The sequence below is a fragment of the Desulfomicrobium norvegicum genome (genome assembly GCF_900114595.1).
Classification (GTDB): domain Bacteria; phylum Desulfobacterota; class Desulfovibrionia; order Desulfovibrionales; family Desulfomicrobiaceae; genus Desulfomicrobium; species Desulfomicrobium macestii.
On sequence record NZ_FOTO01000008.1, the window covers coordinates 1 to 25,231 of the forward strand.

Consider the following 25,231-nt stretch of genomic DNA (forward strand, 5'->3'; position numbering starts at 1 on the left):
CGAATTGGGCATGGGCACCTCCTGAAAAGGAGTATGCCCGATTTATCCAGCGCCGCATCCGCTGCGAATTTTCCACCGAGTCTGACGCCGTTGGGGCTGGTCAGTTTGTTCCGGAATCGGTGGTCAGTTTGCCGTGGAATCCGTGGTCAGTTTGCCGTGGAATCGGTGGTCAGTTTCCGCCGGAATCCGTGGTCAGTTTGGACCGGAATACGCAGCCAAGCTCGTTGACCTGCACGGAGGCTTTCCCGGCAGCGGCAACAGCCTGTCCTGTTATGTCCTTGGCCTTGCCGGTGCTGACCGAAATTTCCGTGATGGTCGCGCTCATCTCTTCGGAACTTGTGGCCACGGTGCCTATGTTCACGGTAAACTGCTCCATGGACGCGGCCACGCTGTTCATGTTCGCGCTCATTTCCTCCGCCGAGGCCGCAACCGTATTTGAAGTTCCAGTCATGCTACCGGAAGAACTGCTCAGGTTGCCTGCAAGTTCCAGCAGGGTCCGCGCGGCCATGCTGACTTGACTTGAATTGTGGGCGACGTCCTTGATGATGTTGTGCACCCTATCCACAAACTGGTTGAACCATTCGGCCAATTCCTGGGTTTCCATACCGGACTGGTCCTTGATTCTTTTGGTCAGATCGCCCTCACCTTCGGCAATGTCACGCAGCATGGCAATCATGCGCCCCAAGGGACCCGTTATGCCGTTGGAGATGAACAAGGTCAGCGCCCCACCCACAAAAATACTGCCGAATGTGATGATTGCCAGAATGAGTTTGAGCCGCTCAAAGGCAGCCGCCGCTTCCTGCCCCGCATCCTTTGCGTCGTTATCGACAATTTCGGTCAGTTTGTTGATATGCTCGCGCATAATGTCGAATTTTGCAGCGCCATCCGTAATGGCCATCTCGACGGCTTCCGGGCTCGCTTCCCCCGTGGACCTTGCGCGCAACTCTAGAATCCTATTCGAAACCGCTTCCCAGGCCGCCCTGTCCCTGACGTACTGATCGACCAGTTCCTTCTTCTCCTCGGAGAAGCTGACCGCGATGAACTTTTTCAGACGACTGTCCGCCTGCTCCATGTTTTCCCTGTAGGACTTCATGTTGTTGTCATACTCGGCGGTTCCGGGAACGCTCAACAGCAGACCCCGCTCAGCCAAAAGCATCTGATGCAGATCGCGATCCGCTTCGAGCAAAACCGCCGTTCCCGGCAGGTCGCGCCCAAGCACCAGAGACAATTTTCCGTTGATGGACGTGGCCATGAAAAAAGCCACAAACCCCATGATCGCAATCAAAGCGATATTGAGGCCAAGAATGATGAACAGACGGCCGCGTATGCGAAATTTACTCAGCATGGCCCCTCCCGTGGAGCAATGTTAAAAAAATGAAATAATAAATCAAAATTAGTACAATAGAATTCCAGAAAAAAAAAGAGCGCAATTGAGTTTTCGAGTCACGCATTGAGTCCGCGCAAAAGAATTTTGTGTAAGTTGTACAGAAAAACATATTTACGGCAAGGATAAATGATGTCGAATCCGTTCAATCATGCGAGACATGCTGCACGGTTTCATAAGCACATCCTTGCTACTCATGCCCAGAGACTCCAGTTCAGTGGTAAGCTCCGTATCCACGGAACCGGTGTGGATCAGAAAGCGCCTACACCGGCACGACGCAGCCCTGATGAAATCACCGCCGTGCATACCCGGCAAGCGCATGTCCACAATGCACAAATCCGCTCCATCGCGTTCCAGGATACCCAGTCCCTCCTCAGCCGAAGCTGCGACCAAAATTGCGAACTCTTCGTAATCCTCGCAATATGCCACGAAGCTCGAACGGATCTGTGCTTCATCATCAACCAGAAGTACCCGATTCAAATTTTTCATTCCCTATCCCTCTGGGTTACTGCGTACCGGTAACTCGATGACGAAGACTGTTCCGTTTCCAGGAGTTGATTGAACGCTCATCTTCCCTCCATGTCCATTGGTAATGATGAAATAGGAAACAGATAATCCCAGACCGGTGCCGACACCCGGGGCCTTGGTGGTGAAGAAGGGCTCAAAGATGCGGCGCTGAATATCCACAGGAATACCTGGCCCATTGTCCCTAATCTCCAATCGTAGCCAGTCTCCCTGACAGGACAGATGGATTTCGATACGCGGTGCCTCGCAGTCAGCGCCCATTGCTTGCGCGGAGTTGCGCAGCAGGTTGAGTACCACCTGTTCAATGTCGGTTTCCGTGCACTCAATATCGGGGAGGGGATCAATGTAATGCTTTATGATGGATATTTTCTTGAAATCGAAACTCTTCTTCAGGTCAAAATCATTGGAGGCCAACGCAAGGGCCTTATCGATGATGACGGGCATACTGCAACTCAACCGGTGAGACTGGCTCATACGGCTGAAATCGAGCATGTGCCGAATAATGCTTGCAGCGCGAAGCGCAGCGGATTCGATATCCGCAATAAACATGTTGAGTTTACGCGCTCGAGAATATTTTTCCAGCAGTTCCAGATCGAGCCCCATACTCTTGGCAACTTCCCGATTCTTGGAAAAATCCGGACGCATACGCTGTGCCAAGGTCTGTACAGCTTGCAATATGATGCCCAGAGGATTGTTTATCTCATGGGCGATGCCCGCAGAGATGCCGCCCACGGAGATCATTTTCTCCGTCTGAACCATCATCTCCTGCATTTTCTTGTGTTCGGTTATGTCGACCATGCTGGCAATGCTGTAATTGTCCAGAAAGTTGTAATATATGAGCATGACGTGCTCCGTGCCATCCTTGGCAGCCACACGACGCTCATGCGCTTTTGGTATGCCGTCTGAATTCATGAAACCGCTGCGCTGCCAGGATTCCAGTACCAAACTTCTGTAATGAGGGTCGGGATAAGCCTTCAGCCACCAGTCATCGATAGCAGGAAGATCTTCTACTGTATAACCCAGTACCTCTGTGAATGCCTGATTCACGGCGACAAATCGACCATCATTCAAAGTATAGCAAAGCGGGATTGGAGTCAGGTCGAAAAGTCCGCGGAATCTGGCCTCACTTTGAAGGGTTTGATTGCGCAAGATTCGCTGCTGTCGCAATAGATGCAGCAGCCATAGGATGAGCAGCCCCTCCAGGATGATAAAGGCCACGGCTGCGATCAGATAAAGCCCGTAACCATGCCACTGTGTTTCCGGTTCATTTATGAAATTGACTTGTTCGGAAATTTTAACGGCGGCCGGGTCGATGCCCCAGCGTTTCATCACCTGATAATCGAGGGTGACTGAATTGACGTTTTCTCCGACCACAGCAATTGAAGAGGGAGCCTCTCCTGCCCAGATGCGCAAAGCCAGCCCGGCTGCGGTCGAGCCCTGATAAAAACCGCTATTGATCCAGCCGCCAAGGGCTCCAAGCCCAAGATACATGCCTCCATGCACCAATACCGGCCCTGGCGCATTCTCAGAAACCAGGGGCATGACGGATTCGGGATTCAAGGCGTGCCCATATTTATCTTGAAAAAAATCGGAATGATACACGAGACTCGGCCGGGGAGAACTACGGAGTTTGTCTATCAGCTCAGTCAGGTCAAGCCCATGCCCCTCGTCCAGAAACACGAATGGCCTGCCGATTCGACCCGACAGGGCCATTTCTTCCAATATGGCACGATTTGACGCCCCCGTGGTACTTCTGTCCGTAACCACAAGAATGCGTTCGGCCTGCGGATACAGCTTCAGGCCTGTTTTCAGGGTTCTCTCGACATGCATGGTCTCGACGACTCCGGTGAACAATGGAGCCTGATCAAGCATACCTGGCTTAAGTCCGTTGACACCACAGAAAACCACCGGAATGTCCTTGAAAATACTCTGTCCATGTTCGAGAAGAAACAGAAGGGCATCATCATCCAACGAAAAAATGAGGTCGAATCGTTTGCCTGCGTATTTCATGGCATACACTTCCCTCAAAAGCGAAAGGTAGCCTGCATCTCGCAAACGCTTCGTATCCATGTATTCAATGAAGATTGCCGTATCTGCCGGCAAGGTCGTCTTAATACCCCGGATTTCCTCATCAGAAAGAGGCATGCCGGGATGATAGGAATTGAGGATCAGCACCCGTTTAGGTTGCTCGTCGATGTTTCCCTGGCGGGAGGCCATGGTGGCTGGTGAAAAAATAATAACCGCACAGGTGAGGACTACCAAGAAAAGAATTGATGTGATCAACGACTTGGTTAACAAATGAGGATGAACCTTCATTCCAATTATTCCAATTATTTCCATCACAATTCAGATTATAAACGTAATGTTAAAATAATACATGAACGTGTGGGGATGTCAAAGTAATCAATATTTATCTGACTCGTGTCATCGGAAAATTCTCTGGACCTGACGTCCGAAACCGTGGCTAACGAGGAGCAACTTCTCGAGCCAGCCAGAAAGAGAACATGCGACAGCCTATGTGATTATCAACCAGACGTGGCCAATAACCGTAGACCGATTTAAAATATCACTCATCGATATCAAGGCGAAGTTGAATATATGCATTCAGTGAATTGGTCAAAAATAATAGATAAACAACCATGAAGGCTAATCGAAATGAACACTGCATTAAAATTATCCATGCATGAATCAGACAGTATCGAAGAGATAATACAAATGTTTACAAAAACGTTTTCGGGTTCGGAAGGTGAAGCGGAAGGCTTGTTGATCGCTAAATTGGTATCTGATCTGCTGATGACCACTGACAAAGCAAATATTCGGGTATTTATCGCAACAGAAGCAGAAAAGATAATCGGCTGCATCATCTTTACCCGATTGACCTTCGCAAACGGTGCCAACGCGTTCCTTTTGTCTCCAGTCGCGGTTCTGACCAGCTGTCACGGCAGGGGCATCGGGCAGGAGCTCATAAAATTCGGCCTCGACAGCCTCAGGCAGGAAGGGGTGGAACTGGCGTTTACTTACGGTGATCCCGGTTTCTACTCGAAGGTCGGCTTCAAGCCCGTGGCCGAGGAATTGATCAAGGCCCCGTTGAAGCTGACGCATCCGGATGGCTGGCTGGGTCAGTCCTTGATTGGTGAAGAAATTGAGCCGATTGCAGGCGAATCATTTTGCGTGAAAGCGCTCGACAAGGCCGTTTATTGGTAATGGGTGCAACGTTCCGGATTGCAGCGAAAGAAAGCGCAATGTGGCTCCATGCCCCACTGCCCCTGCCGTGCCCGCCAGAAGAGATCCGGGGCGGCCTGAAGTCACCTGGCGCCTTCGGCGGGCGCGATCTCAAGGACCCGCGTCGTCTCCAGAAGCAAGACGGCGTCCACTCCGCCGCAGCTGGATTTGCTGATCTGGTTGAGCCTGAACCTCAGTTCGTAGGTGCCCGGAGCCTTGAACACGAGCCGCGTCCGGGGATATCCCGTCTGAATGTCCGGCCTTTCCCCTTCCGGGCGCTTCATGACGTCGACGTTGATCGAAGCGTACATCCCTTCAGGCACTTCGTAATCGCCCATTTCAAACGTGGCCACGAGCTCCGCGCCGACGACCCGGTCTCCGGCGATGGTCAGCCGGGCATCCGCCCTGCCCTTGTCCTGCGACGGTGTCTGGGCCGCGAGGGCGCCCCCGGTCAGGTGCAAGGCCGCCACAAGCAGCAAGATCTGAAAACCGCGCATGATCCCACCTCGAATTTTACGTGTTGTCCAAGCTGCCTTGCTGATAGCCCATAAAAGAAATATGACAAGCCCATGGGTAGGCAATGGGTAGATGACGCAAACAAAAAAAAGGATCGCATGAAGGCACAGGACTCCACCGGTTACCAGATCCTGCTTCGGCTGGCGGAAGCGCCCCATGACTATTTTTTGGAGCGCTGGTCCGTGCGCATGGAGGCTGCCGGATATCTGCAACACACCACGGCAAAACGCGTCGACTGCCTTGTCGCCCTGAAGGAATTCATGCAGCCGCTCCTTGGACATATCGAGCGCCATGACATTCCCGAGGAATTCTCCGCACTGCTGCGCTGCGACACGGGATGGGAACGTTTCCTGATCGAATCCTCCCGCCGTCACAGATCACGCGGCATCACCTTCGACATGTTTCTCGGCTGCTTCAAGACATTCGTGTACAGTCTGCTCGACGTCATCGAACGGATGGACGCCCCATACAGCCACAAAGTGGAGGCGCGCAGACTCGTCCGGCTCTACGGCGACGCGCTTGAAGTGCTCTATCTGCAGGACTGGATCAGGACTTTTCCCGAATTTTCAAACACCAGGCTCGACGAGATGAACAGGCTGCTGACCCTTGAGAAATGCCGCTTCGAGAATATTCTCAACGCCACGTCCGATCTCATGTTCGTGGTGGACGGCAATGGTCTGGTGGCCAACATCAATGCCGCGGTCAAGGCCGTGATGGAAGAGGCTTCAACGCTGAACCGTCCGATCTGGGACGTTCTTTCCCTCGAAGGCGCTTCCGTGGAAGAACTGCTGCGCTACTATCCGGTCGGCATCACCTGCGAACTGGCCCCGTTTGACGAGACCACCATTTACCGGATGCAGATAAACCCCATCAACTCCGTCAGCCTGGCCAGCGACCAGTACATCTTCGTCCTGACCAACATGACCGCGCAGGCCTTGCAGCGCCAGACCCTGGAACGCATCGTGGACGAAAAGACCGAGGCGCTGCGCAAGGAAAAAGCGCAGCTCGAGGAAATGAACATCACGCTGCGCAATGTCCTCAAGAGCGTCGGCAAGGAACACGAAGACCACGCCAGCAACCTGGCCGCCAAGGTCAACACGCTCGTCCTGCCCGCGCTGGATCGCATCGAATCGGAAAACGACGCCTCGATCCGCAAGGGCTACGTCACCGTCGTCAAGGACCAGCTGACGCGCCTCCTGCCCCGGGACCCCGGCGGCATGCCCCTGCTCCTCAAGCTCACGCAGACGGAGATGAAAGTCTGCCAGTTCATTCAATCCGGCCACTCCAACAAGGACATCGCCGACCTCATGAACCTCTCCGTCGAGACCATCCAGACCCACCGCAAGAACATCCGCCGCAAGCTCGACCTGCTCGGCAAGAGCGTCAGCCTGTACGCCCATCTCAACACCATGGGCCTGCACGACTGACTGGGTAGATAAAACTACCCAACATATACCCTGAATCCCGCCTGTTTATCGTGGCCGTGCGCACGTAATTGGTATAGGAAAGAAATAAAGAACCCTTTTCCCATTACCGAGGTGCGCCAGCATGAACGACGCAAGTATCGCCTGCATCGAAAGCCTGCGCGATTTCTTTTCCGCATCGAACGCCATGGAATTGGAGGATGCGGCCGTGCGCATCGCCGGAAGCGTCGCTGCCGTCATTCCCCCCGACACGGACTGGACAGCGGTCGAGTATGAATTCAACCGCCTGTTCGTAGGCCCCGCCGCCGTTCCCGCCCCGTTGTATGCATCCGCGTATTGCGAATCCGACCGCGTCCTGATGGGCAAGGCGGCCCTGGAGGCCCGCCGACTGTATCACCAACTCGGTCTGGCCGTGCCCCGGGAGGGAGTCATCCCGGATGACCATCTGGCCTTTGAACTGGAGGCGATGATCGTCCTGAAAAGCGCTCTTGGCGCGGACGCCCCGCCATCCCAGGATGCCAAAGCCCTGCATGCCTGGTTCGTGCACGAGCATCTGGCCCGGTGGCTTGGGCCCTTCATCCTGGCGACCAGGACCCATGCGTCCCCGGGCGGGGTCGTCGCACTGGCCGCGGACGCCCTGGCCGCGTGGTTCGACAAGGAACTCAACACAACTGCGACGCCGCTTCCGGAATGACCGGGCAGGCGACGCGCGAGGAGGATTGCATGTCCCAAAAAACGAGAGCTCTCAGCAGGCGTCAATTCCTTAAAGGGATCTCCGTGGCCGGAGCGGCCTCGCTGCTCCCCTTGAGGCTGCTGATGCCGTATTCGGCCGAGGCCGCGACAGCGTTCAGGGAACAGGATTTCCAGATCTTCAGGAACGCCTGCCCCAGAAACTGCTACGATACCTGTTCCATCAAGACGTTCGTCAAGGACGGGGTGGTCCAGTTCATCGAGGGCGCGCAGGAGTCCACATTCACCCAGGGCGGCCTGTGCGTGAAAGGCTATGCCTATCCGAGGCGCGTCTACAGCCCGGACCGGATCAAATACCCCATGGTGCAGGACGGCCGTCGCACGGGCAACTGGCGCCGCGTTTCGTGGGACGAAGCCATGGACCGCATCGCAGGCAAGATCCTCGAAATAAAGGAAAAGGACGGCTCCCTGCTGGGGCTTGGCCTGACCAAATATTCCGGAAACTTCGGCATCACCAACTACGGCGTCGAGGGCATGATGTCTTCGCTCGGCTATACGACCCGCTTTGTGGGCACACCCTGCTGGCCGGCCGGTATCGACGCCCAGAACTACGACCTTGGCGACATGTGGTGCAACGACCCCGAGGACATGGTCAAATCCAGATACGTAATCATCTGGGGAGCCAATCCCGCGTGGTGCTCGGTGCACTCCATGAAATACGTCAATGAGGCCAAGCGGCGCGGGGCCAAGGTCGTGGTCATCGACCCCGTCTTCACCCAGACCGCCGCCAAGGGCGATGTCTACTGGCAACCCGAAGCGTCCAGCGACGGCGCGCTGGCGCTGGGCATGGCCCGTCACATCCTCGACCTGGGCCTGGTGGACAGCGATTTCGTGAACAACCACGCCAAGGGCTTCGCCGAATTCGCCGCCTACCTGCGCGAAAACGTCACCGTGGAATGGGCCGCGGGCGTGAGCGGCATCCCCGCCGACCAGATCAGGGAAGTGGCAGAGGAGTTTGCCAGCGCCGATCCGGCCACGATCTGGATCGGCTACGGGATGCAGCGGCACACCAACGGCGGCGCTTCGGTCCGGGCCATCGACGCCCTCGTCGCCATGACCGGCAATGTCGGCAAGGAAGGCGGTGGGGCGCGCTACGGCCACCTGCGAACCTGGGGCTTCAACTACCACGCGCTGCTCCAGAAACAGCCCGAAGGCGCCAAGGGTTTTATCGGAGCGACGGGCCCCAAGGGCGAATTCGACTTCACCAAGGGCGAAGCCGCAAGCTTCACGGACCGCACCGTGAACATCAACAAGACCGCGCAGGCCATCCTGGACACCAAGGACCCCGCCCTGAAAATGCTCTGGGTGTCGTGCAAGAATCCCTTCGCCCAGGACTTCGACCGTCCCAAGCTTGAAAAAGCCTTCGACACGCTGGAAATGGTCGTCTCGGTGGAACAGTTCTTCACCGAAACGGTGAACAATTCGGACATCGTGCTGCCGGTGACCACGCTCTTCGAGGAGTGGACCGTCAACGCCTCCTACTGGCACTACTGGGTGGGCATCAACGAGCAGGCCATAAAACCCATGTACGAGACCAAATCGAACATCGAGATTGCCGCCCTGCTCTCGAAGAAGATGAACCAGCTCTCACCCGGCTCCTGCACATTCCCGCAGGACATCGACACCAGGGAGTGGCTGGAGAAGGAATTCAACCAGGGCATCTACGACTACCTGGGCATCAAACACTGGACCGACCTGAAAAACGGCCCCGTCAAGGCAAGGCTCGCGTCCTCGGCCTCCTGGAGCGACAAGAAATTCGGCACGCCTTCCGGCCAGTACGAGTTTCACTCCGAGCTTTGCCAGCAGAACGGCCACGATGCCCTGCCAAGATACAAGGAAGGGCGCAAACCGTACGACGAGTTCAGGTTGCTGACGCCGCACACGAAATTCGGTCTGCATTCGCAATTCATCAATCTCGACTGGATGCACGAATTCAACAAGGAACCTTTCCTCTATATGCATCCCGATGACGCGCAAGAAAAAAAGATCGCGGATCTCGACATGGTGCGTGTCTTCAACAAGGTCGGAGAACTAAAAATCAAGGTCAAGCTGACAAGCAACGTCGCCAAGAAATCCCTGGTCATCTATGAAGCGTGGTTTGGACAGGGAAATGACTTCAACGTCCAGAATCTGGTGGATGATGAATCCGCGGACATGGGTGCATACAAGACCGGAGCACCGGGTGTCGCCATTCATGGCCAGTTCGCCAATGTGGAACGGGTCTAAGGAGTGAATGCAATGAAGAAACAATATGCTTTTTTGGTCGATTCGGAGAAATGCATCGGATGCTTCACCTGCGCCATGGCCTGCCGCAACTATTACCATCAGGAAAAGGGCGTTGTGTGGCGGCATGTCTATCCGCTCAATGAAGAAATATATCCGCATCGGGAACGGGCCTTCTTCTCGCTGGCCTGCAACCATTGTGAAAACCCGGCCTGCCTGAACGTATGCCCGGTGGAAGCCTACACCAAGCGCGAGGACGGGGTCGTTGTGCACCATCAGGAAAAATGCATCGGCTGCGGAAACTGCATCCGCTCATGCCCTTACGGCGCCCCGGTGTACAATCCCGTGGAGAAACGCGCGGAGAAATGCAGCTTCTGCCACGAACGGCTTGACGCGGGGCTCTTGCCCGCCTGCGTGCAAAGCTGTCCGACGGGCGCGCTGAAGCTCATTGATCTGGCCACCATGGAACCCGGAAACCATGTCCAGTTTCCTCCCGGATTTCCAAAAAACGACAAGGTGAACTCTTCCACCCGGTTCATCATGCCCAAAGTTCCGACAATGGTAAGGAGGTAGGCAGATGCAATCCATGGAATTACCACTGGTCCTCTTTACGGTCCTCTCGCAGGCCGCCATCGGCCTCGTTCTCATGAACGCCGTACGTCTGCACGCGGGCCCCGGCGGAGGCAACGCCCGCAAGGAATGGACGCTGGTCGCGGCCTTGATGGGGGTGGGCATCGCGGCCTCCCTCTTTCACCTCGGCCATCCGCTTGAATCCTACCGCGCGCTTGCGCATCTTGAAAAAGCGTGGCTCAGCCGCGAAGTGCTCGCGGCGGGGATTTTCTTCGCGCTGGCGGCCTTCGCAGCGTTCACGGGGCGGGAAAAAGGGTCACCCGTACTGGTCTGGGCCTCGGTCCTGACCGGACTTCTGGCGCTCCTGGCCTCGGGCATGACCTATGCCCCGCCCGCGCTGCCGGCGGTGAACAACGCCCTGCCCACGGTCTTCTTCCTGATCTCCGCCGTGGTCCTTGGCGCCGGGTTCGCAAGCTGGTTCGCCGCCGACGGCAACCAGCCGTTGCTGGCCCGCATCTTCGTGACGGCCCTTGTGGTCGGTCTGGTCGTGCGCCTGACCGTCCCCTGCGCCTGGCTCTCCGGCTCGGAGATCATGCGCCAGACGGGCATGGCCTGGCTCGGCGCTCCGCTTTACTGGGTCCATATCGCGCTCATGGCGGCGTGCCTCGGCGTACTCTGGAAAAACCGCGCAATCCCGGTCTGGCTCCCCATACTGGCTCTGGCTGGGGAACTGGCGGGACGGGCCGTGTTCTTTTCCGAAACAATCCACACGGCCGTCAATATCGGCGCTCCGTACTGAAAAAACACCCGGGAGCCGAACCACATGGTTCAGCTCCCGGGGTCCCTTCGCAGGCCATTTTTGAACGGCCTGCGAATTTTGAATTTTTCAACAGTCAGCCAGGAAGGGGGCGACCTGCGCCCCCGATGGTCATCCTGGCTCAGCCGTGACAGATGACGCCGTCGCGCACCCGCACCAGGGTGTCGGCCCGAGCGGCGATGTCGGCGCTGTGCGTGACCAAAATGATGGTCTTGCCCTTTTGGACGAGATCTTCAAGTACGCCAAGCACCTCCGCCTCCGCCGCCGAGTCCAGGTTTCCCGTGGGCTCGTCCATGAGCAGCACCGGCGGATCGTTGGCCAGGGCCCGAGCAATGGCCACGCGCTGCTGCTGCCCCCCGGAGAGCTGCCCCGGCTTGGCATTTGTCTTGTCCGAGAGCCCGACCAGCGCCAGCAGTTCCTCGGCCCGCTCTTTTTGCCGGGCCTCGGACGCGGCGGCCAGCATCAGGGCCGTTTCCACGTTTTCCCGGGCCGTGAGGCTCTGCAGCAGGTTGAAGAACTGGAACACGAACCCGATCTTGCACGAACGCAACGCGGCCAGTTCGCTGTCCCCAAGCGTGAACATGTCCTGCCCGTCGAGATCGACCCGCCCGCTGCTGGGACGGTCCAGCCCCCCCAGAAGATGCATGAGCGTCGATTTGCCGTGCCCCGAGGGGCCGACGATGCAGGTCAGACCGCCACGCGCGATTTCAAGATCCACGCCGCGCAGGGCCTGGGTCAGGCTTGCGCCCTGGCCATAGGTCTTGGTCAGACCCTGGGCCTTAATGATTGAATCATTCATAGCTGATGGCCTCCACCGGTGAAAGTCTGGACGCGCGCCAGGCGGGATAGAGCCCGGAGAGCATGGCGATGAGCGTCGAAAAAAGCACGGCCCCGGCCAGCATGAGCGGATCGACTCCGCCCTGCGCGCCCTTGACGAAAGACGATGCCGCGTTCTGGCTGATGAGCGGAGTCGCGAGCATGGACGCCACAAGACCCAGCGCGGCCCCGCCGATGCCGCCCAGCAGTCCGTAGATCCCGGATTCGAGCAGGAAGAGGCGAAAGATCGTCCCTCTGGTCGCGCCCATGGCCTGCAGAATGCCGATCTCGCGCTTGCGCTCGTAGGTCGCGGTCATCATGGTGTTGACGATGCCAAAAGCCGCCGCCAGCACGGCCACCGCCGCGATGAGCTGCAGGGTCACGCTGACCGTGCCCACGATGGACAGGACCGAGGCCAGCATCTGCTTGTCCGAGACCACGCCCAGGCTCACCACTTCCTTGATCTTGAGAGCATAGGCATCGACCTCTTCCAGGCGGTCCACCCGCACCGCCACGTACGAGACGCGGTCCTGCTGATCGTACAGCGTCTGCGCCACCGGCAGGGGCAGGAACACGGTCAGGTCGTCCTTGCCGCCCGTCTCTTCGAGCACCCCGAGCACCGGCAGCTGCGTCCCGCGGATCGTCACTTCCCCGCCCGGCCCAAGGCCGAACTGCCCGGCCACCACCGCGCCGAGCAGCGCGCCATGTTCGCCCGGGGCGTTGAAATAGCGCCCATCCGAGACACGCCACCCCTTGAACGGCAGTGACTCCTCGGTCGGAACGCCCAGCACGGAGACCGGACGGTTCTGGATGGCCGAACGCTCAGCCAGGAAGGGAATAGCCGTCATGCCGGGGATTGCGCGGATGGCCGCGACCTCTTCGGCGGTGATGGTGGTCGGCAACTGTTCACCGGTCAGGATCGAGACCTGCTCGAAGGCGCAGCTGCCTTTGGGAGTGACAACCAGATTCGCGCCCAAGGCGGCGGACTCCTTGCTGATCTGCGCCGTGAGGCTTCCGCCAAGCGCCACGAAGGTTACAAAAGAGGCCATGCCGATGACGATGCCCAGCAAGGTGAAGACGAACCGCCCCCTGCGACGGACGATGTTCTTGAAAACAAGTTTGGCCGGGGTCATTTAAGGGCCCCCAGATTGTGCTGCCGCAGGGTTTGTATCGTCTCCGCCTTGAACAGATAGCCCGACGCGTCCTTGACCATAACTCCTGTGACCCTGACTTCATCGCCAATGGCGGGCCGCGTGTCGCCAAGCCTGACCGGAAGAAGCGCCTTGGTGCAGCCCGGGCTTGCACACTTCAATTCGCCCAAGTCCATGATGCCCATGACGTTCGGATCCGAGCTGGAATAAGCATAGGCGATCCCGATGACATCCATGGATCCGCTGAAGGCGCCGGGATCAGACACCACCTGCCCCACACCCAGAGGCGGACTGATTTTTTCACAGCCCGTGACAAACAGGGCCATGCCGACCAGAAAGATTCCGCAAAACATGACAATGCGCATGAATTCACTCCTGAAAAGAAAATGGAATACGATCGCCGAATTGCGACGCTGCGCGCACCGACGGCTTCAAAAAAGAAAATCGGAAAAGGATCAGGTGAATTCAGGAGGAAATTCGGCGGCGCGCAAAAGCGGGTCCGGCGCAGCCAGGACGAGCTGCCACTCGAAACGGCTCGCGGTGCGGCTGACGGTCACGGGGAAACCCTGTTCGGGCAGAAATGAAAGAAAGCCGGAAATCATCCCGCAGACCGAATCGGCGCACTCGGCCGTCGCGGTGGCAGGCTCCGGAGAGCAGTCCTCGCTGCAGCAGGCCTTTTCCAGGCCGTGCAGGAAAACCACAGTGGATATGGAGACGGACATGAGGGTGAACGCAAGCAGCGGCACCAGGACGGCTCCGAAGAGACGACCTTGCAACATGCTTCTGTGTCCGCGCTGGCTCATGGATTCACGTCGCAGGTCAGTCGGCGGGGTTGGTCTTGGGGCCGAGCAGCTTCTGTCCACCGCCCACGTCCTGCGTCGTACCGGTCATCTCGCGCAGGATGTCCGCGATGGGCGTGCCGTTGGCGTTCACAGCCCGCGGATTGACGCGCACCAGATCCTGCCAGGCCGCGATGGCACCATCCTTGTCGCCGAGGTCGTAGAGCAGCACGATGCCGGTGTTCATGCGCGCCGTCTCATGTCCGGGGTCTACGGCGATGGCCTTGGCGAAGGCGTCCAGGGCCTTCTGGAATTCGCCCAAAGAGCGATGCATGACGCCCATGTCGGTCAGCACGTTGGGATTGCCCGGGCTGATCTCAAGGGCACGGCTGTAAGCCTCGATGGACTTGGCGGGCTGGCCCGTGTCGAAGTAGAGGTTGCCAAGGGTGATCCAGGCGTTCACGTCCTGCGGGTTCAGGGCCACGCGGTCGGAATAGATCTTGATCTGGCCAAGCATGTCATTGCCCTGGGTCTGGGCAGGAGCTTCACCCTGCCCCTTGGTGGAATGAAAAGCCGTGCTGAAGGCGACTCCGATGAGCGCCCCGGCCATCAGGACCACGATCCCGTAAACCAGGGTATTGTTCTTTTTGCCTGGCTGCTGTTTTGTCGATGATTTTGCCATGCATTCTCCTTGTCTGAAATTTTGACCCGGGTTCGGGCGGATACGGACCGGACCTCCCGGAACGCACCCGTGCCCCAAGCAAGCATCGGACCACACGCAGGCACCGACACTACCGCAGTTCAGCAGGAATAAATTCAAGAAAAACAAAATTCTGCACATTGATTGCACGGCGAAATACCCAAAACTGCACATCGAACAGGACCTCGGGAGCAATGGCAAAGCGTCCATTCCAGGTGGCAATCGGCTCGACAGACAGTAACAATCCATACGGCCGTCAATATCGGCGCTCCCTACTGAAAGCCCGAAAGGGGCTGACCCGGCCCAGCCCCTTCCGGGCGCATCCATTTTGACCTGCCCTGCCCGCGATTCCCAGCCCTTTCCCCGCAGCCCCGAGCCAGCGCCCCGCCCGTCGTTCCCCCGTTTGGGCCATTTGGCGAATTGCTCCTTCCTTTCATTGAGCTGCATCGAGAATGATCATCCAGGCTCACGCCCAAAAAATCCGCAAAGCAAGAGAGATGATTCTGAAACAAATGACGATTTTCTTGAACAATCGTCTGATAGCATCTATAAATTGTTTCAATATGTCAGGTCAGACGCCGATCGGCCACTGTCATCGCGTTCGCTTATGCCACGATGCGCCAAAGCACCTGATGCGAAGTTCCATTGCACCCGCATAAAATACGCCACCCATGGCGCGGTGACCACAAATGCAGAACAACAACCCAAAGCGCCCCCGTTCCGGCAGATTTTTCGATGACATGAGGCTGGCCGAAAATTTCGGGTCCATCCGCTTCCGGCTCGTGGTGCTCGTCGGCATCGGTCTTTTTGTCATGATTGTCGGCGCCATGGCGCTCACTTCCATGTCCATGATCAAAAAGCGGGTCGTTCACGACATCGAGCGGACCCTGCGCTCCAGCCTGCGCATCGCCGGCAATTCCTTTGAACTCTGGGTGAACCAGCGCACGGCCCAGACCGGACAGCTCGGGCACGCCCCGGAACTCGGAAACATCACGCAAGCACTCGCGCGAATCGAGCCCAGGGGCGATCTGCTTCTGGCGTCCTTGGCCCAGCAGCAGGCGAGAAACTTTTTTTCCTCCGCGCACACGTTTCCCTACAGCGGCTTCGCCATCGTCAGCCTCGACTCAGTGACCCTCGCGTCGAGCGACACGACCGAGGTGGGCACAAAGCCAGCCTTTCTAGCCAATGACCCGGACGCCATGAAAAAGATCCTTGAAGGGCAATCCCTGGTCATCTTTCCAAGGCTTCCCGAAGACGGCGCGCTCGAGTCCGAAGCACTGGAGATTCTCTTCGCCGGACCGGTCATCAGACTTGACGGCAGGGTGCTCGCGGCCCTTTTTCTGCGCCTGACGGCCAAAGACGGGCTGATGGAACCTATGCTCGGCACGGCCGATGATTCTTCCCTGGAGGCATTCGCCTTCAACGACCAAGGGCTGCTCATGACCGGCAGCCGCTTCGACAGTCGGCTGCGCGGCAGCGGCCTGCTCGGGGAAGACCGGCAAAGCGCCCTGAAAATCGTGCTTCGTGATCCAGGCCAGGATCAGCCCGTCCCGGATTCGGCAAAGACCATCAATTCAGGGCCCCTGGCAAAACCAACGGCCGGAGCCATCCGTCTTGGGCAGGCGCTTACCGGGACGCCCGGCGGAAACACGGAACCCGTCATCGAATCCGACGTCACCGGCTACAGGAGCTACCGGGGCACGAAGGTCTTCGGGGCCTGGCTCTGGAATCACAGACTGAATCTGGGGATGGCCGCCGAAATCGACATGGACGAGGCCCTGCACGACTTTCATTACATCAGGGCCTCGGCCTTCGGCATACTTGGCATCACCCTCTTTCTCGCCGTCGGTTCGACCCTGCTGGTCCTGGGCATTGGCCAACGCACCAGCAGGGCCTGGGCAAAGGTCAGGGACGGCCTCGAGGACATCGTCGAGGAACGCACGGCCGAACTGAAGGCCGGGGAGGAGCAGTTGCGGGCCATCATCGACAATCTCCCGAGCGTGGTCATCCTGAAAGACAGGGACGGCCGCCACCTCATGATCAACGCCTTCTTCGAGCAGGCCACCGGGTTTTCCGCCGAGACGGTCCTTGGGCGCAGGGACGACGAATTCATGCAGCGCGAAGTCGCCGAGAGAATCATGGCCGAGGACCGGGCAGTCCTCGAATCCTGCAGACCCCACAAGTTCGAGGAACAGGTCCCGCATCCCGACGGCACCCTGCACGCCTATCTGACCACCAAGGTGCCGCTGCGCGACGAACAGGGGGCCCCGTTCGCCCTCATCATCCTGGCCACGGACATCACCACGCGCAAAAAGCTTGAAAGGGAGGCCCTTGAGGCCAAGGAGCAAGCCGAGGAGGCCACCAGAGCCAAATCGGACTTTCTGGCCAACATGAGCCATGAAATCCGCACTCCCATGAACGCCATCCTCGGCATGAGCCATCTGACGCTGCAGACCGACCTGACTCCCAAGCAGCGGGACTACCTGTCCAAGATCGACGGCGCGTCCAAGGCCCTGCTACGCATCATCAACGACATCCTCGACTTCTCCAAGATCGAGGCCGGAAAACTCGACATCGAGAACATTGAATTCAATCTGGACGATGTCGTCGACAACCTGGCCGCGATGCTGGTCGTCAAGGTCGAGGAAAAGGGCCTTGAGCTGCTCTTTCGCATTGACCCCACGATCCCGCGCAGCCTCGTGGGCGACCCTCTGCGCCTGGGCCAGATTCTGCTCAACCTCACCGGCAATGCCGTCAAATTCACCGAGCAGGGCGAAATCGTCGTGGCCGCGAAGCTCCTCGAAAAGAGCGCCGACAACGCGCTCATCCGCTTCAGCGTGCAGGACTCCGGCATTGGCTTATCAAGCCAGGAGCAGAAAAAGCTCTTCCAGTCCTTCACCCAGGCCGACACCTCCACGACCCGCAAATTCGGCGGCACCGGCTTGGGGTTGGCCATCAGCAAACGCCTGGCCAGTCTCATGGGCGGGGACATCGGCGTGGACAGCGCGCCTGGCCGTGGAAGCACCTTCTGGTTCACCATCCGGACCGGCCTGCACGACAAGGAAAAAACGCCCCTGCGAATGCCGGTCGATGATCTCAAGGGCATGCGCGTGCTTGTCGTGGATGACAACAGGACGTCCCTTGAGATTCTCTCCGAGGCTTTGGAGAGCATGGGGTGCATCCCCGAAACCGCCCCGTCCGGGGAAGAGGCCCTTGAAAAGATCGTGGCCGCGCCACCGCAAAAGCCTTACGAACTGGTGCTCATGGACTGGAAAATGCCGGGCTGGGACGGCGTTGAGGCGGTCAGGCGCATCAGAAACGAACGACATCTGCCAAAGATGCCCGCCATCATCATGGTCACGGCCTACGGCCGGGAGGAGATCATGCGCCAGGCCGAGACGGTCGGCATGGAAGCGTTTCTCATCAAGCCCGTGAGCCGAAGCATGCTCAAGGACGCAATCATGAAGGTCCTCGGGCACGATGTGCGCCCGGACATCGACGAAAACCCGGCAACCGGCCGTGGCGGAAGCCGCGAAAAAATTCGGGGAGCGCGCATCCTGTTGGCCGAGGACAATGTCATCAACCAGCAGGTCGCCCGCGAAATCCTGGAAAGCGAAGGTCTGGAGGTCGTCGTTGCCGGAGACGGGCGTGAGGCCGTGCGGCTCGCCACGGAGCAGCGCTTCGACCTGATCCTCATGGACATTCAGATGCCCGTAATGGACGGCTTCGAAGCCACGGCGCGACTGCGGGCCATGCCTGAATTCAAGGACATGCCCATTCTGGCCATGACGGCCCACGCCATGGCCAAGGACAGACGCAAAAGCCTGGACATGGGCATGAACGACCACATCACCAAACCCTTCGACCCCAAGGAGCTCTTCTCGGCCCTGACGCGCTGGATCGATCCCGCGCGCATCGATCCCGTGCGCATCGATGCTGCGGGGCACGACGAGGCCGGTCCCAAAGATGCCGCGCTCACGGCGCCGCAGGATGACGCCGTCCTGCCCGGGACGCTGGAAGGCATCGACATCCCAAGCGGACTGGCCCGGGTGAACGGAAACAAAAAACTCTACCGCACCCTGCTGATCAAGCTGCATGACGAATACCGTGACGCCCATGGCAGGATTTGCGAGCTGCTGGACAAGGGGGACATGCATGAAGCCATGCTCCTGGCCCATACCGTCAAAGGCGTCGCCGGAAATCTGGGAGCGGCCCGGATGCAGGCCACGGCGGCCGCGTTGGAGGAGCCCCTCAAAGCCGGTAGCCTCCCGGATACCTCCCGCCTCGACAATTTCAGGACCAGCCTGGAATCCGTCATGCGCGGCCTTGAGCCCCTGGCAGGGCAAACAAGCGCTTCTCCACCGGATCCCGCCGGAGGGGACATCTCGGAAGTCACGGTGCGCCTGGACGTCCTGGAGCGGCTTCTGCCCCAGCTCAAGGCGCGCAAACCAAGACTTTGCGCGCCCATTCTGGAGGAGATGGCGACCCTGAACTGGCCCGGAGAGGCAGTCCGGGACGTGATGGAACTGGAAACGCTGGTCAAGAAATACAATTTCAGCGACGCCCTTACGGTTGCGGAAAACCTCTTACGCATCACAGGAGCATGAAACCATGACCAGCCGCGTTGAAAAACCCGTCATCCTGATCGTGGACGACACGGAGTCCAACATCGACCTTCTGGTGGGCGTGCTCGGAGACGAATATGAACTCAGCGTGGCCATGAGCGGCCTGGAAGCGCTCGAAGCTGTGCGCGATGCCCGGCCCGACCTGATCCTGCTGGACATCATGATGCCTGGCATGGACGGCTACGAGGTCTGCCGCAAACTCAAGTCGGAGCAATCCTGGGCAAGGATTCCGGTCATTTTCATCACCGCCATGACCGAAGTCGAGGACGAGGCCAGGGGCTTTGATGTCGGCGCCATCGACTACATCGCCAAACCCTTCTCGCCGCCCATAGTCCAGGCCCGGGTAAAAACGCACCTGGCCCTGGCCGACCAGCAGCGGACCTGCGAAAAAACCGTGGAAACACAGGTGGCCGCGATCCGCCAGGGACAAAAGGACGCGATCTACATGATGGGACAGGCCGGCCATTACAACGACGACAACACCGGCGTGCACATCTGGCGCATGGCCGCCTACGCCCGCGCTCTGGCCAAGGCGGCCGGGTGGACCGTGGAAGAGCAGGAGCAGATGCTCCTGGCCGCGCCAATGCATGACTCGGGGAAAATCGGCACTCCCGACGCCATCCTGAAAAAGCCCGGCAAGCTCACGGATGAGGAATGGGTCATCATGCGGGAACACACGACCGTCGGGCACAAGATTCTCTCGGTCAGCGATGCGCCTGTCTTCCGGATGGCCGCGGAAATCGCCCTCTCCCATCACGAACGCTGGCTGGGTGGCGGCTATCCGCAAAACATCAAGGGGGAGGACATCCCCGAATCGGCCCGCATCTCGGCCATCGCCGACGTCTTCGATGCCCTGACCATGGAGCGTCCCTACAAGGAAGCCTGGAGCGTGGACAAGGCCATGGAATACATCCGGGACAACGCGGGGCATTTCGAGCCGCGCCTGACGAATCTGTTCATTTCCATCAGGGATGAAATCGAGCGCATCAGGGACTATTGGAACCAGCACGAAAAGGAGGACCTCTTTACCGCCTCCCTGGACGAACTCGGCAGCTAGAGGGGTTCGGCGAACCGGCCGAAAATCCTCCTCCGGGACGTTCGCACGCCCTGAAACAGCCCCAGTTCGACAGGCACTCCGCATTCGGATAAAAAACGAAAGCGGCCCGGGCCCCTTGCTGATGCCATCGGCGCCCGGGACACCTGGAGGCTCAATGTACCTGACCGCCATGACCCATCGCGACGAGCTTTTCGAGCTGACCCTGCGCTGGATGAACGACGATTTCCATCCTGACGACGGAGAAACGCTGACTCGCATATTCGTGTATGAAAGCGCCATTTCCGCCGTGATCAGCGAACGCATCCTGCGCCTGCTGGGAGGATTTTGGGGTTCCAAACTGCACGCACGGCGAGTCCGGTTCAAGCAGGAACTGCGCGAACGTATTATCGCACATCTCGGCGCACTCACTCCGCGAATGGCTGAACTGGCGTACAGCTATCGCCAGAACCCCAAATATTTCTTCCCCTACCTGCCCATCGATGCCCTGGTTATCACAGACCTGGACTCTCACCTGCTGGCGCTGGGCCGCATCAAACGCATGGCCCGTGTGGCGGAAAAGGTTTCGTTCAGGCTGGTGGAAGCCCTGTACAGGGAAATCCGAAGCAAGGCCCGTCACTTAGCCGAACTGCGTGCCGCGCAGGCGGGTGTGCCGCTTAACGAACTTTTGAGTTCGAAAGAGGCTATGCAGAACGATTTTGTACAGGCTGAGGAAGCCGTGGCTTGCAGTTTCATGGACAAAACCATCCATATCGGCGCCGAATCCCTGACCATAAACGACATCATCGGTTTCAAGATTATAGCGCCTCAGGAAACCCTTGACCGCCTTCCGGACATGCTGGGGAACGAAGCAGGGGTGCATATCGCAGAAATTGAAAAGCACACCGGCAACTACAACGCCGTAAATCTGCTGCTGGATGTTGCCCTTCCTCCCGCGAACGTGCTGACCGCCAGGCTTGCCGAAATGGATTGGGACGTGGCCCGCAGGCGGGGCCTGGACCGAGACGAGATACGGCGCAATATAGCCGGTTACGTGGAACAAGGCGCGGATTCGGTACGCATCGAGCTCATTCTGACTACACCGGAAGAACTCATGGAGGCGGAGTTCGGCCGATCCATCCATGAACTGCGCGTACTGCGACTGCGGCAGAGACAAAAATACCGGGGCCCCCTGGGGCAGAACGCGAGCTATCTGATCGAATACATGCTGGCCCTCGCGTCTTCGCCCACGGTCCACATTCCGGAGCTCCCCATCAAGATGTACGGCCGCTATCTGCCGGAAGAGATCTCCGCACTGAAACGCGGCCTGTACGGCAGTCCCATCGATGACGGTCTGCTCGGAGCGTTCTATCTGCACGAGGGCCAGGCCGAACAGATTCTTCCGGTGGACAGGCTGGCCGAAGAGAGCTGAATTGTCCCCCGCCCAGGCAGCTGCGCGAGCAGTTCTTTTTAAAGCGCTGCCAAGCTGCGGTTAGGACTTGGCCCCCTCCTGCGACAGGGCTTCAAAACCCGCGATGACGTCGAAAAGTTCCGCGTCGATCCCGGCCTGGCGCAGGCGGTGAAAAGCCCCGGACATATCGGCCAGCAGCTCCTCGATGTTCTTCTCCGCCCGCTGCATGGCCGCCAGGCGGCTCGCGTTCTCTCCGGCCAGGGATTCGGCGCAGGCCCGGAAAAGGGACACGAAAACATATTCACGCACCAGTGCGCGCAGAGTGCGCTCCGGATCGCCCGTGATCTCTGGCAGGCTTTTTGTGGGCCACGCCATACTGCCGTAGCGCTGCCGCCACCCCCTATCCAGAGGCAGCAGCTGCAGGTGCCGGGGAACGCACTGGGTGCTGGCGTTTTGGCAGTTATGAAAAAGATGCACCTGCGCGTCATAGCCGAGCCTGGACTCGACTTCGGCCAGGATGCGCCCGATGAGCGGGGTGATGGCCTCCACCGTGTTCGGCGCCGGGAACAGCCCGGCGACATCCAGATCCGCCTCTTGCAGAAAACCCTGAACCCGCTCGCCCATAGCCCAGACAACGGGAGTCTGCGGCAGACCCGCCAGGAATTTTTGGGCCTGCTCCGCCACGGCCTCGTTGAACTGCCCCACCAGGCCCTGGTCCGAGCCGAGCACGATCACACCCATCGCCCCCCCGCCGCCGGCCATGCCTCCCGCATTGGCGGCAAACTGTCGCCCCGCTTCGCGCAGCGCCAGACCAAGCCCCAGATTCACGCTTTGGGCGTACTCCTCCAGGGCTTGGACCGCCTGCTCGTAGCGGACGATATTGGACGAGGCCATGGCCTTCATGGCCCGAACCACGGAATGCAGGTCGCCGGCACTGCGGATTTTACGGCGCAGGCCTACAGCGGTTTCGCTCATGACCGGTTCAGCCCCGCGTCGAGTAGTGCCTGCCGGGCCATGCGGACCAGGGCGGCCCGGTCATCGTCCGCCAGGCCTTCATGCTCCAGACGTTCCAGCATGGTCCCGGATACCGAAGCCACAGCCTGACGCACGGCCTGCTCGGCTTCGGCCATACGCTGCAGCGGGACAGCGCGGAACAGGCCCGAGGTCAGGGCCAGAAGCACGGCCAGTTGCTCCGGCATGGGCACAGGGGCGAATTCCGGTTGCCGCAAACAGGCCCGCAGGCGCCGTCCATGCTCCAGGGTTTCGAGGCTGGCGTCGTCGAGGCGCGCCCCGAAACGGGCAAAGCTCTCCAGCTCCTCGAACTGCGCGTAGGCCAGCTTCAGGTCCCCGGCCACCGCGCGGTAGGCTGCGCGCTGGGCTTTTCCGCCCACCCGCGAAACCGAAGTACCGACATCCACGGCCGGCAGCACGCCAAGATGGAACAGCGTGGGCGAGAGGCTGATCTGCCCGTCGGTGATGGAGATGAGGTTTGTGGGAATGTAGGCGGCCATGTTCTGGGCCTCGGTCTCGATGACGGGCAGTGCGGTGAGGGAGCCGCCTCCGCGTTCCGGACGCAGGTGTGTGGCCCGCTCCAGCAGCCGCGAATGGATGTAGAAGATGTCGCCGGGAAAGGCCTCGCGCCCCGGAGGCCTGCGCAGCAGCAGAGACAGCTCGCGGTAGGATCGGGCGTGATGGGTCAGGTCGTCGTAGACGATGAGCACGTCGCGGCCCTGTTCCATGAAGTGTTCGGCAATGCTGGTGGCCGCGTAGGGCGCGATGTAGGACATGCCCGGCGGATCGCCGCCTTCGGCCACAACCACCACCGTGTAGCGCATGGCCCCCTTCTCCTTCAGCATGGCCACCGCCTTGGCCGTGGCCGCTGCGCGCTGCCCGATGGTGCAATAGACGCAGACGACGTTCTTGTCGTGCTGGTTGAGAATGGCGTCGAGGGCAATGGCCGACTTGCCGGTCTGGCGGTCGCCAAGGATCAGTTCGCGCTGCCCGCGTCCGATGGGAATGAGGGCGTCGACGACCTTGATGCCGGTCATCAGCGGCTCGGTCACCGGCGCGCGATCCATGATTGGCGGAGCCGGGCGTTCGATGGGCAGGCGTTTTTCGCTGACCAGCGGCCCCAGGTTGTCCAGAGGGAGACCGAGCGGGTCGATGACCCGGCCCAGCAGCAAGTCGCCCACGGGCACGTCCATGACCCGCCCCGTACGCTCCACGGTGTCGCCCGCGCGCAGATGCCCGTGATCGCCAAGGAGCACCACGCCGATCTCCTCTGCGTCCAGGTTGAAGGCGATGCCGAAAATTCGTCCCGGAAAGGCCAGCATCTCCTCGAATTCGACTCCCGGCAGACCCGACACCCGTGCGATGCCAGGAGAGACGCTGATGATGCTGCCGATCTCCCGTGCGTCATGCGTCGGGATAAAATCCTCGCGAGCCTTGCGCAGGTTCTGAAAGGTCCTGTCCAGGGTGCCGGCGAGGGAACAGGTCATGCGCCCCTCCCCTCGCCTGCGGGAGCAACAGCTTCGGAAGCGGAAAACAGCTCGTCCATGCTCTTTTGCATCCGGGCCAGATATTCCTCTATGCTCCAGGAAATCTTGCGGTTCCCGGTCAGGATCTCGATGCCGCCGATGAGGTCCGGATCGATTTCAAAGTGCACCTTTGCGCTTCCCTCCAGGACTTCCTCCAGGGCTGAACGCACCGAGGCCCTGCTTTCTTCGGACAATTCAAAAGCGCTGCGCACCCGAAGCGGTCCGGACTTGGCATCGGTCACCAGATCGGAACGCGCAGGCTCGTCCATGGAGCGAACCCGTTCCGCGAAGACCTGGCTGGCGCGCTCGTCGAAGCTCGCCCCTGCCAAGTCGGACAGGGTCTTGCGGGCAATGGCATAGGTTTCCTCCCGCGTGCGCCGCGCTATCTCATCGAGCAGGCAGTCACGGTCCCGTTTCAGGGCCTTGCTCTGCCTTGCGCGCTCGGCTTCGGCTTCCTCCCGCGCCTGGCCCAAGAGCTTCTGTCGTTCGTCCCCAGCTTCATTTCTGGCCGTTTCCAGAAACTCCTCGCGGGTGTCTTCCAATACCTTTTTTTGACGCTTAAATTCCTCCCGCTCCCGGGCGGCTTCGGCCTGCATCCGCTCGCCATCGGCCAACTCCTTGGCGATACGCTCCTCGCGGGCGTCGATGGCACCAAGGATCGGCTTGTATAGAAAGCGCTTCATGAGCCAGACCAGGACGAGAAAATTGACGACCTGCGCGCCGACGGTGAACCAGTCGATGAGCATGG

The 25,231-nt window shown here is 59.3% G+C and carries 21 protein-coding genes; 9 read left to right on the forward strand and 12 right to left on the reverse strand.

Features of this window, described 5'->3' with window-relative positions:
- Window positions 1-169 precede the first annotated feature (169 nt).
- From BMZ24_RS20165 to BMZ24_RS12170, 3 genes are all read right to left on the reverse strand, one after another.
- On the reverse strand, window positions 170-1,345 hold the full coding sequence (locus BMZ24_RS20165; protein ID WP_244150353.1) for a methyl-accepting chemotaxis protein: 1,176 nt from the start codon (window positions 1,343-1,345) through the stop codon (window positions 170-172).
- 153 nt (window positions 1,346-1,498) lie between these two features.
- Window positions 1,499-1,873, reverse strand: a complete 375-nt coding sequence (locus BMZ24_RS12165; protein ID WP_092192672.1) for a response regulator — start codon at window positions 1,871-1,873, stop codon at window positions 1,499-1,501.
- 3 nt (window positions 1,874-1,876) lie between these two features.
- Entirely contained in the window at window positions 1,877-4,225 is a 2,349-nt protein-coding gene (locus BMZ24_RS12170; RefSeq protein WP_161949147.1) for an ATP-binding protein, read from the reverse strand.
- Window positions 4,226-4,564: 339 nt separating this feature from the next.
- Between BMZ24_RS12170 and BMZ24_RS12175 the strand changes: the two genes are divergently transcribed.
- Window positions 4,565-5,113: a GNAT family N-acetyltransferase gene (locus tag BMZ24_RS12175; protein WP_208599848.1), complete on the forward strand. Its 549-nt coding sequence runs from the start codon at window positions 4,565-4,567 to the stop codon at window positions 5,111-5,113.
- A gap of 101 nt (window positions 5,114-5,214) precedes the next feature.
- On the opposite strand, the gene BMZ24_RS12180 is transcribed toward BMZ24_RS12175, so the two are convergent.
- The gene (locus tag BMZ24_RS12180; protein ID WP_092192676.1) at window positions 5,215-5,628 is read right to left on the reverse strand and encodes a hypothetical protein; all 414 of its coding nucleotides are present in this window, start codon (window positions 5,626-5,628) and stop codon (window positions 5,215-5,217) included.
- 117 nt (window positions 5,629-5,745) lie between these two features.
- Here BMZ24_RS12180 and BMZ24_RS12185 point away from each other — a divergent pair, with 117 nt between their 5' ends.
- The 5 genes from BMZ24_RS12185 (at window position 5,746) to BMZ24_RS12205 (ending at window position 11,413) form a co-directional block, all read left to right on the forward strand.
- Entirely contained in the window at window positions 5,746-7,074 is a 1,329-nt protein-coding gene (locus BMZ24_RS12185) for a helix-turn-helix transcriptional regulator (RefSeq protein ID WP_092192678.1), read from the forward strand.
- A gap of 121 nt (window positions 7,075-7,195) precedes the next feature.
- On the forward strand, window positions 7,196-7,765 hold the full coding sequence (locus BMZ24_RS12190; RefSeq protein ID WP_092192680.1) for a molecular chaperone TorD family protein: 570 nt from the start codon (window positions 7,196-7,198) through the stop codon (window positions 7,763-7,765).
- Window positions 7,766-7,794: 29 nt separating this feature from the next.
- Complete coding sequence (locus tag BMZ24_RS12195) at window positions 7,795-10,047, forward strand: molybdopterin-dependent oxidoreductase (RefSeq protein WP_092192959.1); 2,253 nt, start codon at window positions 7,795-7,797, stop codon at window positions 10,045-10,047.
- Between the two features lie 12 nt (window positions 10,048-10,059).
- Complete coding sequence (locus BMZ24_RS12200) at window positions 10,060-10,617, forward strand: 4Fe-4S dicluster domain-containing protein (RefSeq protein WP_092192682.1); 558 nt, start codon at window positions 10,060-10,062, stop codon at window positions 10,615-10,617.
- Window positions 10,618-10,621: 4 nt separating this feature from the next.
- The gene (locus BMZ24_RS12205) at window positions 10,622-11,413 is read left to right on the forward strand and encodes a dimethyl sulfoxide reductase anchor subunit family protein (RefSeq protein WP_092192684.1); all 792 of its coding nucleotides are present in this window, start codon (window positions 10,622-10,624) and stop codon (window positions 11,411-11,413) included.
- A gap of 139 nt (window positions 11,414-11,552) precedes the next feature.
- Here BMZ24_RS12205 and BMZ24_RS12210 read toward each other — a convergent pair whose 3' ends face one another.
- From BMZ24_RS12210 to BMZ24_RS19825, 5 genes are all read right to left on the reverse strand, one after another.
- The gene (locus tag BMZ24_RS12210; protein WP_092192686.1) at window positions 11,553-12,230 is read right to left on the reverse strand and encodes an ABC transporter ATP-binding protein; all 678 of its coding nucleotides are present in this window, start codon (window positions 12,228-12,230) and stop codon (window positions 11,553-11,555) included.
- Window positions 12,223-13,380 carry an ABC transporter permease gene (locus BMZ24_RS12215; RefSeq protein WP_092192688.1) on the reverse strand — a complete coding sequence of 386 codons (1,158 nt, stop codon included), beginning with the start codon at window positions 13,378-13,380 and terminating at the stop codon, window positions 12,223-12,225. The genes BMZ24_RS12210 and BMZ24_RS12215 overlap by 8 nt, the downstream gene beginning before the upstream one ends.
- Window positions 13,377-13,763 carry a hypothetical protein gene (locus tag BMZ24_RS12220; protein ID WP_092192690.1) on the reverse strand — a complete coding sequence of 129 codons (387 nt, stop codon included), beginning with the start codon at window positions 13,761-13,763 and terminating at the stop codon, window positions 13,377-13,379. The genes BMZ24_RS12215 and BMZ24_RS12220 overlap by 4 nt, the downstream gene beginning before the upstream one ends.
- A gap of 90 nt (window positions 13,764-13,853) precedes the next feature.
- Window positions 13,854-14,201: a hypothetical protein gene (locus BMZ24_RS12225; RefSeq protein WP_143077900.1), complete on the reverse strand. Its 348-nt coding sequence runs from the start codon at window positions 14,199-14,201 to the stop codon at window positions 13,854-13,856.
- Between the two features lie 16 nt (window positions 14,202-14,217).
- Window positions 14,218-14,859: a tetratricopeptide repeat protein gene (locus BMZ24_RS19825; protein WP_161949148.1), complete on the reverse strand. Its 642-nt coding sequence runs from the start codon at window positions 14,857-14,859 to the stop codon at window positions 14,218-14,220.
- 707 nt (window positions 14,860-15,566) lie between these two features.
- On the opposite strand from BMZ24_RS19825, the gene BMZ24_RS12235 reads away from it, so the two are divergent.
- From BMZ24_RS12235 to BMZ24_RS12245, 3 genes are all read left to right on the forward strand, one after another.
- A complete protein-coding gene (locus BMZ24_RS12235; RefSeq protein WP_092192695.1) occupies window positions 15,567-19,484 on the forward strand; it encodes a response regulator in 3,918 nt (1,305 codons plus the stop codon).
- Between the two features lie 4 nt (window positions 19,485-19,488).
- Window positions 19,489-20,559, forward strand: coding sequence for a response regulator (locus tag BMZ24_RS12240; protein ID WP_092192697.1), 1,071 nt, complete (start codon window positions 19,489-19,491; stop codon window positions 20,557-20,559).
- Window positions 20,560-20,713: 154 nt separating this feature from the next.
- Window positions 20,714-21,967 carry a hypothetical protein gene (locus BMZ24_RS12245; protein WP_092192699.1) on the forward strand — a complete coding sequence of 418 codons (1,254 nt, stop codon included), beginning with the start codon at window positions 20,714-20,716 and terminating at the stop codon, window positions 21,965-21,967.
- Between the two features lie 60 nt (window positions 21,968-22,027).
- On the opposite strand, the gene BMZ24_RS12250 is transcribed toward BMZ24_RS12245, so the two are convergent.
- From BMZ24_RS12250 to BMZ24_RS12260, 3 genes are read right to left on the reverse strand one after another with little or no spacing between them, the layout of a single operon-like run.
- The gene (locus BMZ24_RS12250) at window positions 22,028-22,921 is read right to left on the reverse strand and encodes a F0F1 ATP synthase subunit gamma (protein ID WP_092192701.1); all 894 of its coding nucleotides are present in this window, start codon (window positions 22,919-22,921) and stop codon (window positions 22,028-22,030) included.
- Window positions 22,918-24,444: an alternate F1F0 ATPase, F1 subunit alpha gene (locus tag BMZ24_RS12255; RefSeq protein WP_092192703.1), complete on the reverse strand. Its 1,527-nt coding sequence runs from the start codon at window positions 24,442-24,444 to the stop codon at window positions 22,918-22,920. Before BMZ24_RS12255 ends, BMZ24_RS12250 begins: the two co-directional genes overlap by 4 nt.
- Complete coding sequence (locus tag BMZ24_RS12260; protein WP_092192705.1) at window positions 24,441-25,229, reverse strand: F0F1 ATP synthase subunit delta; 789 nt, start codon at window positions 25,227-25,229, stop codon at window positions 24,441-24,443. Before BMZ24_RS12260 ends, BMZ24_RS12255 begins: the two co-directional genes overlap by 4 nt.
- Between the last annotated feature and the right edge of the window lie 2 nt (window positions 25,230-25,231).